This is a genomic window from Tsuneonella sp. HG249, assembly GCF_053819205.1.
On record NZ_JBSOQY010000001.1, the window covers coordinates 2,181,750 to 2,195,334 of the forward strand.

Genomic DNA, 13,585 nt, shown 5'->3' on the forward strand with positions numbered 1-13,585 from the left:
GTTAGGACTTTCGAGATGATAAACCGTATTCGTGACTTCCGGCGTGACAAGGGCATGACCCTTGCCGATCTGGCCGAAGCGTGCCGCCCGCCAACCACGGCGCAGACCATCGGTCGGCTCGAAACGGGTATGCGTAACCTTTCAACCAAATGGATGGACCGTATCGCCGCGGCGCTCGGGGTTGATCCGGAGATGCTGGTGCGATCCGAAGGGAACGCCCGCGCGCAAGTCGTAGCGCAACTGAGCGGGGGCGGGCCGGAGGCATTGCCCGCGCCCCGCGACGCCCTGCTTCCAACCGAGCTAGGCGGAAACGACATTCGCGTGGTGCTTACGATAGAAGCGGCGGCGGGAGAGTATCGGACAGGCGACCAGTTGTGGTTGCGGCAGATCGAACCGGATCAGGCCGGCAAAGCCATCAACCGCGACGTTCTCGTTCCCCGCAAGGGCGGCCGCTTTGCATTCGGGCGGCTGATCGACCGGCAAGGCGGCAAGGTCGGGGTGCTACCGGTCGGGACCGGACAGAAGCAGCAGGTAGTCGACGACCCGCCGTGGATCGCGGTCGCCGAGATGCTCGTCCGGAAACTCTAATCGTGAAGCCGCGCCGGGTTCTCTCGCTGGCGACGCTCTATCCTAACGCGGCCAATCCGCGCTTCGGGACATTCGTCGCGCGGAGTCTCGAGGCGCTGGCGGCCCAGGGCGACTGGCAAGTTACGGTCGTCAACCCGATCGGCCTGCCGCCAGTCGCGCTCGGCCGGTACCGGTCGCTGAAAGCCGCCGCCGTCGATGGGCGCGAGAACGGAGTGGAGGTTCATCGCCCGGTCTTCCGCACGATCCCGCGGCTCGGCGCAGCGATCAATCCGCGGCTCATCGCGCGCGCCATCCTGCCCCTTGCACGCCGGCTCCACGCCGCGCAGTCCTTCGACCTCATCGATGCGCAGTTCTTCTATCCCGACGGCCCAGCGGCCGCGGCCCTCGCCGCGGACCTCGGCCTCCCGCTGTCGATCAAGGCACGAGGTTCGGACATCCTTTACTGGAGTCTCCGAGACGATACGCGGCGCCAGATTCTGTCGGCGGGCGCGCAGGCGAACGGACTGCTCGCGGTCTGCGCGGCGCTGGCCGGGGACATGGTGGAAGTTGGCCTGCCGCGCGACCGGATCACGGTTCACTATACCGGGCTCGACCGCGACCGTTTCCGGCCGCTGCAGCACCCGCAACTCCGCCGGCGGCTTTCGCGCGAACTGGGAATTATACTTCCCGATGGCGCGCCGGTTCTGGCAACGGTCGGGGCCCTCGTCGCGCGCAAGGGCCAGTCCCTCGCGATCGAGGCGCTCGGCGGACTGCCGGATGACACCGTTCTCTTGCTAGTCGGAAGCGGCGAGGACGAAGCCAAGCTGCGTGCTCTCGCCGCTGCGCGCGGTGTCGCGGCTCGCGTTCATTTCCTCGGCAGCCTCGACCATGACTTGATGCCGCTGGTGCTCTCGGCCGCGGACGCGATGGTTCTGCCATCAGAAAGCGAAGGCCTCGCAAATGCCTGGATCGAAGCGCTCGCCTGCGGCACGCCGTTGGTGATCACTGACGCAGGTGGAGCGCGTGAGGTCATTATCGCGCCCCAGGCGGGCTGCATCGTCGCGCGCAATCCCGGTGCGATCGCTGCTGGCGTGCGCGAATTGCTGGCCGACCCACCCCAGCGTGAAGCGGTCGCCGCGATGGCGGATCGCTTCAGCTGGCAGGCCAACGCCGCGGCGCTGGCCGAGTACTACGAAACCCTGGTGGGCTAAGCCGGCTCGCCGCGCGCCGCACGTTCCGCCTTGTCGGGCCCTTCGTTAGGCACAAAGCTATCCGAGGTAACCCCCAGCCACAGCAGCAGCGGCGTCGACATGAAGATCGAGCTGTAGGTGCCGACGAAGATACCGAATGTGATTGCCGCCGTGAACCCGAAGATCACGTCGGGCCCGAGAATGAGCAGCGCCGCCAGAGTGATCAGCAGCGACAGCGATGTCACCACCGTGCGGCTCAAGGTCTCGTTAACCGACAGGTCGAGCAGCTCGGTGAACGGCATGCGGCGGTACTTCTTGAGGTTCTCGCGGATGCGATCGTACACCACGATATTGTCGTTGAGCGAGTACCCGATCAGCGTCAGCAGCGCGGCCACGATATTGAGGTCGAACTCCATCTGCGTCAGCGAGAACAGGCCGAGCGTCAGCGTCACGTCGTGCACCAGCGCGAACAGCGCGCCTATTCCGAACTGCCACTCGAAGCGCACCCAGATGTAGATCGAGATGCCGATCGCCGCGAGGAGCAGTGCGAGGATGCCGTCGCGGAACAGTTCGCCGGAAACCTTGCCGGAAACCGAATCTATGCCGTCGATGCGGACCTGCGGGTAGGCTTGGCGCACCGCCGAGACGATGTCGGTCGTCATCTTGGCCGCGAATTCGGTGCGGTTGGCTGAATCCTCGGGCAGCCGCATGCGGACGGAAATCTCGTTCGGCTTGCCGAACTGCTGGATAATCGGTTCGCCGTAACCGAGGTCGTCGATCCGCTCGCGCAAGTCGGCGAGCGGCGCGGCTTGCTGCTCGACGAAGGTCATGCGGATCATCTGCCCGCCGACGAAGTCGACACCGAGGTTGAGCCCTTTGGTGAACAGCAACCCGACCGAGGCCGCCATCAGCAACAGGCTGACCGCGTAGAATGGAACCCGCCAGCGCAGGAAACGGATGTTGGTGTTGTCGGGAATGAGCTTCAGGAGCTTCATCGTCCTGCTTTCCTAAAGCACGAGGTCATTGGGCCGCGTGCGCCGCAGCCACCCGGCGACCCACATGCGGGTCAGCGTGACCGCAGTGAACACCGACGTGACGATGCCAATTATGAGCACCACGGCAAAGCCGCGGATCGGGCCGCTACCGAAGATGAACATGATCACCGCGGCGATGGTGTTGGTGATATTGGCGTCGAAGATCGCGACACTGGCTTCCTTGTAGCCCATCTCGATCGCCTGAACGACCTTGCGCCCCTTGGCCCGCTCCTCGCGAATGCGCTCGTTGATCAGCACGTTGGCATCCACCGCCGCGCCGACCGTGAGAACGAGGCCCGCGATGCCCGGCAGCGTCAGTGCCGCCGCGCCGCCTAGCCAGGCCATGACGCCGAGGATCATCAACACGTTTATGATCAGCGCCAGGCAGGTGTACACTCCGAACCGACCGTAAGTGGCGATCATGAAAGCCATCAACAGGCCGAGACCAACGGCAAGCGCGATGGCCCCCTTCTTGATCGAGTCTGCGCCGAGGTCCGGCCCCACGGTCCGCTCTTCGATTACGGTGAGGTCGACCGGCAGCGCGCCGGACCGCAGCGCAATGGCGAGCTGGTTGGCGGTATCTACCGAGAAACCACCCGAGATCTGCGCGGTCCCGCCGCGGATCGGCTCGTTGATGTTGGGTGCGGAAAGCACCTTCTCGTCGAGGATGATCGCGAAGGGCTTGTTGACGTTCTGCGTCGTCAACTGCGCGAACTTGGCCGCACCCTGCTGGTCGAACTGTATCGAGACAACCGGTTCGTTGGTCTGGGGGTCGAAGGTCTGCTGCGCGTTGACGAGGTTATCCCCCTTGATCCCGCCCAGGCGGCGAACGGCGAGCGGCTGGCCCGGCGTCGCCGATCCTTCGGAGAAGGGGAATATCTGGCTGCCGGCGGGCGCGATGCCCTGCTGGACGTCGCTTGGCAGCGCATTTTCATCGACCAGCTTGAATTCGAGCTTGGCGGTCTGACCGAGCAGATCCTTCAATTGCTGCGGATCCTGGAGACCGGGAACCTGAACGACGATCCGCGTGTCGCCCTGGCGAATGATAGTCGGCTCGCGCGTGCCGAGGGCGTCGATACGCTTGCGCACCACTTCGGTCGCGCTGGTCATGGCGCTATCGACTGCCGCCTCGAGACCCTGGGTGGTCGGCGTGAGGACGAACCGGTTGCCGTCCATCACCTGCAGATCCCACTCACGAACGGTGCCGGTGCCGTTGATCGTAGGGAGAAGCAGCTCGCGCGCCCGGTCGAGCTGGCTGACATCGTCGAGCATGAAGCTCAGCCGGCCGCCGGAGGTCGAAACGTCGCCGATGCGGATGCGCGGGCTCGCCTGGCGCATCGTCGTGCGGACGGTCTCTTCCATGTTCTCGAGGCGCTGGGCAGCGATCTGGCTGCCTTCCGCCTCGAGTAGAATGTGGCTACCGCCGGCGAGATCGAGCCCGAGGTTTACGATTGGGTTCGGCAGTGCGGCAGGCCACGGTATGCCGGCGAGCGAGAACAGCGAAGGCAGTGCGGCAAGAGCGGCGGCGGCGGTTACCAGCCACAGCCACGCCTTCTTCCACCTGGGAAAATCGAGCATCGGGCGGCGCCGCCCTTAGTCGTTCGCGGCGGCGGTGCCGCCCGGCTGGATTACGTCGCCGATGGTATGCTTGACCGCTTTCACCTTCACGCCTTGGCCCAGTTCGAGATCGACGTAGTTCTCGTCGACCTTGAGGACTTTGCCCACCAGGCCGCCGGCGGTCACCACCTGGTCGCCCTTCTTGAGGCCGGCGACTTTCTCGCGGTGAGCCTTCTGCTGGCGCATCTGCGGACGGATGAGGAGGAACCAGAAGATCGCGATCATGCCGACGATCGGCAACCAGCTGATCCATACCGGAGGCGCTTCGGCGCCGGCTGCGGCGGCGAGAATTTCGAGCATCGTCAGTTCGGTCCATTCGAACGAAAGGGAAGCGGGCGCGAGCTGGGGGTGAACCCGCCGGCCGCAATGGCGGCGCGCCTAGCAGCATCGTTCGGCAAGGGCAATTCATGCCCGCCCGTTGCCCTCGCGCAACGCCTTGCCTTGCCCGAGAGCCGCACCTATAGGCGCGCCTCCACTGGTCTCGGGACGTAGCGCAGCCTGGTAGCGCATCACACTGGGGGTGTGGGGGTCGGAGGTTCGAATCCTCTCGTCCCGACCAGTGGTTCTAATCGCCAAAGTAGCCCGGGCACCCGCTCGGTTCGCTGGGGTCGCTCCGCAGCCGCCGTGCTCTGTGCCCTTTCGGTCACATATTGAGAATCGTTTAGCCGGCGAGGAACGACGGTCGCGGCGCGCCGTTTGCCGTCGAAGCCAACCCCAGCTCTCGGGTCATCCGAAAAGGAACTATATGCGCTCGCTCACCACCGCCTCGATCATCGCCCTCGCCTCGGTCGCTCAGCCTGCTGCGGCGCAGAGCACTCCGACCACCTTCGATGGTCTCTATGTTTCCGGTGCCGTCGGCCTCGACCAAGTCGACAGCGGGGCCAAGGGGCTCGAGTTCGATACCAATCGCGATGGCACGTTCGGCGATACAGTGACGACCGTCGCGGGAGCCGACGCCTTCGCTCCCGGGTTCTGCACGGGGGCCGCCAACGGTAACAACGTCGGCGCGGGCTGCACCGGCGACGACGACGATCTCGGCTACGCATTGCGCATCGGGTTCGACAAGCGCTTCGGCTCGTTCGTCGGTGGGCTGCTGATCGAAGGCAGCATGACCGACGCCGTCGATTCCGAGACCGGTTTCAGCTCGACTCCCGCCAGCTACACGTTCGCCCGTCAGGTCGATAACTCGATCGCCGCGCGCGCGCGCCTGGGCATTTCGCCGGGCGACGGCCGCGGGCTGTTCTACGCCACCGGCGGCTTGGCCTATGCGGACATCGACCGGGCTTTCACGACCACCAACATCGCCAACTCGTTCACGCTGACCGAAGACGGCGACGACCGGGTTTGGGGCTGGCAGGGTGGCGGCGGCGCCGAGCTGCTGCTCGGCGGCGGGCTCACCCTCGGCCTCGAGTACCTTTACTCGCGTTACAAGGACGACGATGCGTTCGTGGCGGTGGGTCCGGGCACCGCGCCGGCCACCAACCCGTTCTTGCGGAATGGCGGCGGCACCAACCTGCGCCCGGCGGACAGCCACCTCGACCTTCATTCTTTCCGACTGACTGCCGGCTTCCAGTTCTAGGTAAGGAACGCGCAGCGCTCCGAGCATCTCTCACTCACTGTGGCGGCCCCTGAGCGATCGGGGGCCGCCCTTTTTCTTCACCCAGATTCGCTCTGGCCCGAAAGCGATTCGGTTCGGCGCTTCACGCGGAACGGGCTGATTCGACCGAGCGCTGGCGCATCATGCCAGTCCAGGAACTCCACTCGTCGTCAGCCATCGAGCGCATTGCCTACAACCCGGCAAGCCGCGATCTCAGCGTCTGGTTCAGGAGCGGCCGGCGTTATGTTTACGCGGACGTTCCGCCCCAGATCTACCGTGCCTTGTGCGATAGCGATTCCGCCGGGACGTTCATCAACAAGTCGGTCAAGGGGTACTTCCACTGCTGCGAGGTCCCCCCTCGTCGGCGCTATTACGACTAGTGCGGGACCCCTGCGTCTGGGCGGGAGTTGAACCGGACAGTCAGGGCGCATTCAGCGCCTGATCCCCAGAGGCCGCGCACTCACCACTCAGAGGAATCCATTCGCATGTCGTCACGCAAGATCGCGCTTGCACTCGCCACCATGGTTGGCGGAAGCGTCGCCGTCACAGCTCTGCCCGTCGCCGCCCAAACCGCGGCGCCGGCGCCCCAGCGCAGCTTCAACCTATCGAAGGCCGAGAAGAAGGCGATCGACCCGCTGCTGACCGCCAATACCGCCGCCGATACCGCCCGCAAGGCGGGCCAAACGCCCGACTGGGCTGCGGTTCGTGCGTTGCTCCCTGCCGCCGAGGCCGCCGCCAACAGCAACGACGCACGCTATCTCCTCGGCCGCGTCCAGCTCAGCCTGGCGCTCGGCGCCAACGATCTTGCAGCACAGGAACGCGTCCTGACGGCGCTGCTCGCCAATGCGTCGACGCCCGCCGACGAGCGGAGCATCTATCGCACCGCGATGAACCAGATCGTCGAGAAGCGGGCGGAAGCCGCCTTCGCGGCCAACGACTTCGCCACCGCCGAGCGCATCTACCGCGAGCTGATCCAGACCAATCCCTCCGACACGCGGCTCCAGAACAACCTGCGCATCGTGCAGACCCGCTCTGGCAACACCGCCGGCGCGCTGCAAAGCGTCGCGGAGCAGATTCGCACTGCCGAGGCGTCTGGCGGCATCGCGGGCGAACAGCTCTACCGGACCGCGTTCGAGACCTACTATCGCGCTCAACAGCGCCCGCAGGCGCTGACCGCCCTTGGCACGCTCATTCGCAATTACCCGACACCCGCGAACCTGCAGAATGGGATCGCCTTCGTTCGCGAGCGCGCCGGGTCCGACCGTGTTCTGCTGATCGACACGCTGCGGTTCGCGCGCGCGGCGAACATGCTGCGTACCTCCGACTACCTGCCGCTGGCGGTGGAACTCGACCTCGCCGGCCTGCCAGGAGAGACGTTGGCCGTCATCGATGCAGGGGCCGCAGCGGGCGCGCCGCGCGACGCCCGGTTCGCCCAGCTTCGCTCGACCAACGAGCGGCGCTCGGGCGAAGACCGCCGCGGCCTCAACCAGCAGATCGCCCAGGCGCGCAGCGCCGCCAACGGGCGCTCAGCCCGCCTCGTCGGCGACCTGCTCTACGGCTACGGCCGCTATGCCGAGGCCGCCGATCTCTACCGCGTCGCGCTCAGGAAGGGCGGCGAGGATGCCGGGCTAGTCAACACCCGTCTCGGCGCCGCGCTGGCACTCGCCGGCAATCGGGCCGAGGCGGAAGCGGCGTTTCGCGCGGTGACCGGATCGCGGGCAGAGCTGGCGCAGCTGTGGCTCGCCTGGCTCGGCCGCCGCTCAGCCTGACGCTGGCGGCCGGACGCTTCCGCGTTCGACCAGGCGGACCGGGATGCGGGTGACGGGCTCGGCATTGTCGAGCTCGCACACCCTCGCGACGAGCGCGCGGCCGGCCTCGGCAAAGTCGGGCTCGATCGTGGTGAGCGGCGGATGGCTGTGCTCGCCCGCGGCGAGCCCGTCGAAGCCGATCACCCCGAATTGTCCCGGGACCGCGACACCCGCCCGATCGAGCGCCTCGAGCGCGCCGAGCGCGATCATGTCGTTGGCGGCAAAGATCGCGTCGGGCCGGTCAGTGGAGGCGAGCAGTTGGCTGACCGCCTCACGTCCACCCTGGGTCCGGTCGTCCCCCGGGACCCCGATCGGTGCTCTCGCTTCTAGACCGTGGCCAGCAAGGACCTGGCGGTAGGCCTCATAGCGTTCCGCGAATTGCGGGTGGTCGCCGTCGACCGAGCCGACGAAGGCAATCCCGCGATGCCCCCCGGAAACGAGCCGCTCGACCGCCAGGCGAGCACCCGCGATGTTGTCCGCGCGGACCCAGCGCGCGTCGTCGAACGGCGCGCCCCACAGCGCAACCGGGCCCGCTGGGGCCGTCGCGAGCAAGTCGGCCCAGGCTGCGCGGTTGACGCTGGTGCCCATTACGATCAGGCCGTCGGCCTGCCCCTGGGCCGCATAGTTCCACGCAAATTCACCCGGTTCAGACTGGAATGAGACCAGCGACTGGTAGCCGCACTCGGCCGCCGCGGCGCAGGTGCTGCCGAGCAGCGCATAGTGAAACGCGCTGACCCGCGTCGGATCAAGCCCCGCCCGACCGATCACGACGACCGCCAGGGTACCCGTCCGCCCACTGCGCAGCCGCGCGGCTCGGGCATCGACATGGTAACCTAGCGCCGCGGCGGCCGCTTCTACCCGCGTGCGGGTCTTATCGGTGATCGCCGGCGAACCGGCCAGAGCGCGGCTGACAGTCGACTGGCTTACGCCGGCCGCTTCGGCCACGTCGAACGAAGTGATCCGCGTGCGGCGCACTCGGCTAGCCGTCCCTATTCATAGGTCACCCCGGGTAGACCCCGCCCGCCGTCCGCAATGTAGGCATCGATGCGAGTCTCGAGCACTGGCAGCGGGACCGACCCGAGCGCGAGCACGACGTCGTGGAACTTGCGAAGGTCGAACGCGGCGCCGAGCTCCTTTTCGGCCCTGGCACGTAGCCGCAGGATGGTCAGTTCACCCAGCTTGTAAGCGGTCGCCTGACCCGGCCACGAGATATACCGGTCGACTTCGGTCTCGACCTCGTGTCGCGAAAGCGCGGTGCGATCGGCGAGGTATCGGACTGCGTCGTCGCGGGTCCAGCCGTAGTGATGGATGCCCGGATCGATCACGAGGCGGACCGCGCGCCACATCTCGTAGCTCAACCGGCCGAACCGCTCGTAAGGCGTCCGGTATATGCCCATCTCCTGGCCGAGATACTCGGTGTAGAGTCCCCAGCCCTCGCCCATTCCGGAGAAGTAGAGGTTGCGGCGGAACTTGGGTGTTTCCCCCGCGACCTCGCGCTGGAATGCCATCTGGAAACTGTGCCCTGGCGCGCATTCGTGGAGGGTCAAGGCGGGTATGTTGTAGAGGGGTCGCGAGGCCAGGTTGTGCGTGTTCATCTGGCACGAATCGAGCCCGCCGCGCCCGGCGGTGTAGAACGGCGCAATGGCTTCGGCGACCGGGCGGATTTCGAACCGCCGGCGCGGCAGGAATCCGAAGTAGTCCGCCAGCTTTCCGTCGACCCGCTTGGCGACATAGGCCGAAACGCCCATCAGCTCGTCCGGCGTGCGGGCGATGAACTGTGGATCGGTCCGGAGCTTTTCGTTGAACTCGGCGATCGAGCCGGTGAAACCGACCTCGTCCATGATCGCCCTCATCGCCGCCTCGATCCGGGCGACCTCCGCAAGGCCGGTCTCGTGGACCTGTTCGGCGGTCACGTCGAGCGTGGTATACTGGCGTAGTTGCTGGGCGTAATAAGCCGGGCCCTGCGGCATGGCCTCGGCCATTATCACCTTGCGGGTCTTGGGCAGGTATTCTTCCCGCAGGAAGGTCAGCAGGCGAGAGTAAGCCGGGACTACCCTGCCGGAAATGGCGGCGCGCCCTTCGGCGAGCAAACGCGCGCGATCGGCTTCCGAAAAGCGTGCAGGCATTTGCGCGAAGGCTGCCCAGAACGGGCTCTCTTCCGGCGTACCGACAACGTTCGCCGCGACCGATGCATCCCGCCCCACCAGGGTCTCGGCCGGCACGCTGAAGCCCCGCTTCAGGCCGGCGCGGGCGTTGGCGATGTGCTCCCCGAACGCGCGGGGCAACGCGTTCATCCGGGCGATGTAATTCTCGTACTCCGCCACCGTCTGCAAGGCAGCCGGCTCATCCCAGTAGCTCCAGAAATTGCTGTCGCTGTCGAACGGCATCTCCCATTCGGAGAACTTGGCATCGCCAATGGTCTCGTCCAGAGCGGCGCGCAGTACCGCGGCATTGACCCTCTCCTCAGCTGATAGCGCCGCGGCGTCGATCGCAACGAGCTGAGCCCGAAACTCCGCGGCCTTCGCCGCCCGGGCGCGAAAGGCCTCGGCAGTAGCCGACGGGACCTTGGCGCCGGGCTCGACCGAACCGTCCGCCTTCTCGGTCCAGCCGTTGTCGGCGACCTGCCAGGCCCAGTACGTTTCGTAGAGCGAACGGAGCGCCCGATCCGCATCGGATCGCGCGGGCTGCGCGCTGAGTGGAGAGGCGCTCGCAAGCCAGGCGGCAAGGCAAGCAATAACGACGGACTTCAAGCGGACCTCCCTGTGACGGCGGCGTTGTGGAAAGCTGCCGAGGCCAAGTCAAATGCAATTGCGGATCGCACTTGTCGGTTATTCCGTTTTCCTACACGAACCTATTTGGTTATGCCGATCGTTTTGTGGGAGATCAAGACATGCCCGTCCTCGAAACCCTGATCGGCCCGATTGCCTCCATCATCGACAAGGTGATCCCGGACAAGGAGGCCCGCGCAAGAGCCAAGCTCGAGCTAATTCAGCTCGAAGGAAGCCATGAACTGAAACAGATCGAGGCGCGCCTTTCCGCCATCGTCAGCGAGGCGCAGTCGCCCGATCCATGGACGAGCCGCGCGCGGCCGGGCTTCCTCTATGTCATGTACGCGATGATCCTGTGGTCGCTGCCGGTCGGCGTGCTTTCGCTGTTCGTGCCCGATATCGCCGCGCGCCTCGCCGGGTCGATGACCTCCTATCTGCGCGCTTTGCCCGACGAGCTCTATGCCCTCTTCGGGACCGGCTATCTCGGCTACACCGCTGCGCGCCAGTGGGGCAAGATCAGGGGCGTGGAGGGGTGATTTTTCTTCCCCTGAACTGTGTGCCAAGTGTGCCAAGTCCAACACGCCATGGCGCTTGCGCGCTCGAGCCCCCCGCCTAGAAGCCTACTCATGAGCAACCTCGTTTACGTCCTCAATGGGCCCAACCTAAACCTGCTCGGCACCCGCGAGCCGGAAATCTACGGTACCGCCACGCTCGACGATATCGCCGGCATGCTGGAGGACCGCGCGCGCGAGCTCGGGCTCGAAGTCGACGTGCGCCAGTCCAATCACGAGGGCCACCTCGTCGATTGGCTGCACGAGGCGCGCGCGGAGGGGGCTCGGGCTGTGCTGCTCAACGCCGGCGCGTACACTCACACCTCGATCGCGCTGCTCGATGCGATCAAGGCGATCGGGGTGCCGGTGATCGAAGTGCACCTGTCCGATCCCGCGAGACGCGAGCCGTTCCGCCATGTCTCCTACGTGGGCATGGCGGCGGTCGACGAGGTCAAGGGGCTGGGCCCGCAAAGCTACCTCGTGGCGCTGGAAAAGGCGGCCAAACTCTAGCGTCTTGCCCTTCCGGGCCGAGCCGCGCATAGGCACGCGCTTGAAATAGCAAGGGGCAGGCAATGGCCGAAACCAAGGGCGCCGCCGGGCGTAGCTCGGGAATGAACGTCGATACCAAGTTGGTCCGCGAACTCGCCGAACTGCTCGCCGAAACCGGGCTCACCGAGATCGAGGTCGAGGACGGCGACCGCAAGGTACGCGTCTCGCGCGGCGCGGTGGCGATGGCCGCGCAGGCCTACGCCCCGGCCCCGGCGACACACGCCCACGCGCCGGCTCCCTCCGCCCAGGCCCCGGTTGCGGAGGCACCCGCCGAGCACGCGGACGCGCTCAAGTCGCCGATGGTCGGCACCGTCTACCTCACCCCCGAGCCAGGCGCCGCGCCGTTCGTGAAGGTGGGCGACAGCGTCAAGAAGGGCGATACGCTGGTGATCGTCGAAGCGATGAAGGTCATGAACCCGATCACCGCCGACAAGGCCGGCATGATCAAGGCGATCCTCGTCGAGAACGCCCAGCCGGTCGAATACGACCAGCCGCTCGTCGTCATCGGCTGACGCCGCCATGCCGATAACCCGCATCCTGATCGCCAATCGCGGCGAGATCGCCCTGCGCATCCACCGCGCCGCCCACGAGATGGGCATCGAGACGGTCGCGGTGCACTCCACCGCCGACGCCGACGCAATGCACGTCCGCCTCGCCGATCATGCCGTGTGCATTGGCCCGCCGCCGGCGACCGACAGCTATCTCAACGTCGCCGCGATCATCTCGGCCGCCGAGATCGCCCACGCCGATGCCATCCATCCCGGCTACGGCTTCCTTTCGGAGAACGCCAAATTCGCCGAGATCGTCGAGGCACACGGGATCACCTGGATCGGCCCCAAGCCCGAGCACATCGTGACGATGGGCGACAAGGTTGAAGCCAAGCGCACGGCGGGCAAGCTCGGCTTGCCGCTGGTGCCCGGCAGCGATGGCGCGGTTAGCGATCTCGAGGAGGCGAAGCGCATCTGCGCCGAGATCGGCTATCCTGTCATCATCAAGGCGGCGAGCGGCGGCGGCGGCCGCGGGATGAAGGTCTGCGAGAACGAGGACACGCTCGAGACCTTGATGCAGCAGGCCGGCAGCGAGGCCAAGGCGGCGTTCGGCGATGCTACCGTCTACATAGAGAAGTACCTCGGCAATCCGCGCCACATCGAGTTCCAGGTGTTCGGCGACGGACGCGGCAACGCGGTGCATCTCGGCGAGCGCGACTGCTCGCTCCAGCGCCGCCACCAGAAAGTGCTCGAGGAAGCGCCCTCCCCGGTCATCTCGGCCGAAGACCGCGCGAGGATGGGCGGCGTCTGCGCCCGGGCCATGGCCGACATGGGTTATCGCGGCGCCGGAACGATCGAGTTCCTGTGGGAGAACGGCGAGTTCTACTTCATCGAGATGAACACCCGCCTGCAAGTTGAGCATCCCGTGACCGAGATGATCACCGGAATCGACCTCGTGCGCGAGCAGATCCGGGTGGCCGACGGCAAGGACCTGTCGTGCACGCAGGCCGACATCGAGTTCAAGGGCCACGCCATCGAATGCCGCATCAACGCGGAAGATCCGTGGACCTTTGCCCCTTCGCCGGGCCTCGTCACCGCCTACCACGCGGCAGGCGGCATGCACGTGCGCGTCGATTCCGGTCTCTACGCGGGCTACAAGATTCCGCCCTACTACGACAGCATGATCGCCAAGCTGATCGTCTACGGCCGCACACGCGAGCGGTGCATCATGCGCCTCCGCCGGGCGCTGGAGGAGATGGTAGTCGAAGGCGTCAAGACCAGCATCCCGCTACACCGCGAACTGCTTCACCAGGAAGACGTCCTCAGCGGCGACTACTCGATCAAGTGGCTCGAGGACTGGTTGAAGGAGCGGGAAGCCGGCGAACCGGCGAGCGACTTGCCTTAAGGCAAATCGGG

14 protein-coding genes and 1 tRNA gene are annotated in these 13,585 nt (G+C 66.2%); 10 read left to right on the plus strand and 5 right to left on the minus strand.

Going from position 1 to position 13,585, the window contains the following annotated elements:
* The first annotated feature begins 15 nt into the window (after window positions 1-15).
* Complete coding sequence (locus tag ACWPM1_RS10930; RefSeq protein WP_455694859.1) at window positions 16-588, plus strand: helix-turn-helix domain-containing protein; 573 nt, start codon at window positions 16-18, stop codon at window positions 586-588.
* A gap of 2 nt (window positions 589-590) precedes the next feature.
* Entirely contained in the window at window positions 591-1,778 is a 1,188-nt protein-coding gene (locus tag ACWPM1_RS10935; protein WP_455694860.1) for a glycosyltransferase, read from the plus strand.
* Here ACWPM1_RS10935 and secF read toward each other — a convergent pair.
* The 3 genes from secF to yajC are packed head-to-tail and all read right to left on the minus strand — an operon-like array spanning window position 1,775 to window position 4,708.
* Window positions 1,775-2,752 (minus strand): protein translocase subunit SecF, encoded by a 978-nt coding sequence (gene secF / locus ACWPM1_RS10940; RefSeq protein ID WP_455694861.1) that lies wholly within the window; start codon window positions 2,750-2,752, stop codon window positions 1,775-1,777. The two genes, ACWPM1_RS10935 and secF, sit on opposite strands and share 4 nt — an antisense overlap.
* A 12-nt stretch (window positions 2,753-2,764) precedes the next feature.
* Window positions 2,765-4,369 carry a protein translocase subunit SecD gene (gene secD / locus ACWPM1_RS10945; RefSeq protein ID WP_455694862.1) on the minus strand — a complete coding sequence of 535 codons (1,605 nt, stop codon included), beginning with the start codon at window positions 4,367-4,369 and terminating at the stop codon, window positions 2,765-2,767.
* Between the two features lie 15 nt (window positions 4,370-4,384).
* Window positions 4,385-4,708, minus strand: a complete 324-nt coding sequence (gene yajC, locus ACWPM1_RS10950; protein WP_455694863.1) for a preprotein translocase subunit YajC — start codon at window positions 4,706-4,708, stop codon at window positions 4,385-4,387.
* 182 nt (window positions 4,709-4,890) lie between these two features.
* Between yajC and ACWPM1_RS10955 the strand changes: the two genes are divergently transcribed.
* The 4 genes from ACWPM1_RS10955 to ACWPM1_RS10970 all read left to right on the plus strand — a co-directional run bounded on the left by ACWPM1_RS10955 (window position 4,891) and on the right by ACWPM1_RS10970 (window position 7,774).
* A tRNA-Pro gene (locus tag ACWPM1_RS10955) sits at window positions 4,891-4,967 on the plus strand.
* Between the two features lie 186 nt (window positions 4,968-5,153).
* Window positions 5,154-5,987 (plus strand): outer membrane protein, encoded by an 834-nt coding sequence (locus tag ACWPM1_RS10960; protein WP_455694864.1) that lies wholly within the window; start codon window positions 5,154-5,156, stop codon window positions 5,985-5,987.
* A 161-nt stretch (window positions 5,988-6,148) separates the two neighbouring features.
* A complete protein-coding gene (locus ACWPM1_RS10965) occupies window positions 6,149-6,385 on the plus strand; it encodes a KTSC domain-containing protein (RefSeq protein ID WP_455694865.1) in 237 nt (78 codons plus the stop codon).
* Window positions 6,386-6,490: 105 nt separating this feature from the next.
* Entirely contained in the window at window positions 6,491-7,774 is a 1,284-nt protein-coding gene (locus ACWPM1_RS10970) for a tetratricopeptide repeat protein (RefSeq protein WP_455694866.1), read from the plus strand.
* On the opposite strand, the gene ACWPM1_RS10975 is transcribed toward ACWPM1_RS10970, so the two are convergent.
* Window positions 7,766-8,788 carry a LacI family DNA-binding transcriptional regulator gene (locus ACWPM1_RS10975; protein ID WP_455694867.1) on the minus strand — a complete coding sequence of 341 codons (1,023 nt, stop codon included), beginning with the start codon at window positions 8,786-8,788 and terminating at the stop codon, window positions 7,766-7,768. The two genes, ACWPM1_RS10970 and ACWPM1_RS10975, sit on opposite strands and share 9 nt — an antisense overlap.
* A gap of 14 nt (window positions 8,789-8,802) precedes the next feature.
* Window positions 8,803-10,563 carry a DUF885 domain-containing protein gene (locus tag ACWPM1_RS10980; RefSeq protein WP_455694868.1) on the minus strand — a complete coding sequence of 587 codons (1,761 nt, stop codon included), beginning with the start codon at window positions 10,561-10,563 and terminating at the stop codon, window positions 8,803-8,805.
* Window positions 10,564-10,703: 140 nt separating this feature from the next.
* Here ACWPM1_RS10980 and ACWPM1_RS10985 point away from each other — a divergent pair, with 140 nt between their 5' ends.
* The 4 genes from ACWPM1_RS10985 (at window position 10,704) to accC (ending at window position 13,574) form a co-directional block, all read left to right on the plus strand.
* Window positions 10,704-11,117: a holin family protein gene (locus ACWPM1_RS10985; RefSeq protein ID WP_455694869.1), complete on the plus strand. Its 414-nt coding sequence runs from the start codon at window positions 10,704-10,706 to the stop codon at window positions 11,115-11,117.
* Between the two features lie 90 nt (window positions 11,118-11,207).
* Window positions 11,208-11,642: a type II 3-dehydroquinate dehydratase gene (aroQ, locus tag ACWPM1_RS10990; RefSeq protein ID WP_455694870.1), complete on the plus strand. Its 435-nt coding sequence runs from the start codon at window positions 11,208-11,210 to the stop codon at window positions 11,640-11,642.
* A gap of 62 nt (window positions 11,643-11,704) precedes the next feature.
* Window positions 11,705-12,193, plus strand: a complete 489-nt coding sequence (gene accB, locus ACWPM1_RS10995) for an acetyl-CoA carboxylase biotin carboxyl carrier protein (RefSeq protein WP_455694871.1) — start codon at window positions 11,705-11,707, stop codon at window positions 12,191-12,193.
* 7 nt (window positions 12,194-12,200) lie between these two features.
* On the plus strand, window positions 12,201-13,574 hold the full coding sequence (accC, locus tag ACWPM1_RS11000) for an acetyl-CoA carboxylase biotin carboxylase subunit (RefSeq protein WP_455694872.1): 1,374 nt from the start codon (window positions 12,201-12,203) through the stop codon (window positions 13,572-13,574).
* Window positions 13,575-13,585: the final 11 nt, after the last annotated feature.

Bases quoted from the DNA above. Each gene is read 5' to 3' on its own strand.
- ACWPM1_RS10985 (WP_455694869.1), top strand. From the start codon at position 10,704: ATGCCCGTCCTCGAAACCCTGATCGGCCCGATTGCCTCCATCATCGAC.
- ACWPM1_RS10960 (WP_455694864.1), top strand. From the start codon at position 5,154: ATGCGCTCGCTCACCACCGCCTCGATCATCGCCCTCGCCTCGGTCGCT.
- secF (WP_455694861.1), bottom strand. From the start codon at position 2,752: ATGAAGCTCCTGAAGCTCATTCCCGACAACACCAACATCCGTTTCCTG.
- ACWPM1_RS10970 (WP_455694866.1), top strand. From the start codon at position 6,491: ATGTCGTCACGCAAGATCGCGCTTGCACTCGCCACCATGGTTGGCGGA.
- ACWPM1_RS10930 (WP_455694859.1), top strand. From the start codon at position 16: ATGATAAACCGTATTCGTGACTTCCGGCGTGACAAGGGCATGACCCTT.
- secD (WP_455694862.1), bottom strand. From the start codon at position 4,369: ATGCTCGATTTTCCCAGGTGGAAGAAGGCGTGGCTGTGGCTGGTAACC.
- ACWPM1_RS10965 (WP_455694865.1), top strand. From the start codon at position 6,149: ATGCCAGTCCAGGAACTCCACTCGTCGTCAGCCATCGAGCGCATTGCC.
- yajC (WP_455694863.1), bottom strand. From the start codon at position 4,708: ATGCTCGAAATTCTCGCCGCCGCAGCCGGCGCCGAAGCGCCTCCGGTA.
- aroQ (WP_455694870.1), top strand. From the start codon at position 11,208: ATGAGCAACCTCGTTTACGTCCTCAATGGGCCCAACCTAAACCTGCTC.
- accB (WP_455694871.1), top strand. From the start codon at position 11,705: ATGGCCGAAACCAAGGGCGCCGCCGGGCGTAGCTCGGGAATGAACGTC.
- accC (WP_455694872.1), top strand. From the start codon at position 12,201: ATGCCGATAACCCGCATCCTGATCGCCAATCGCGGCGAGATCGCCCTG.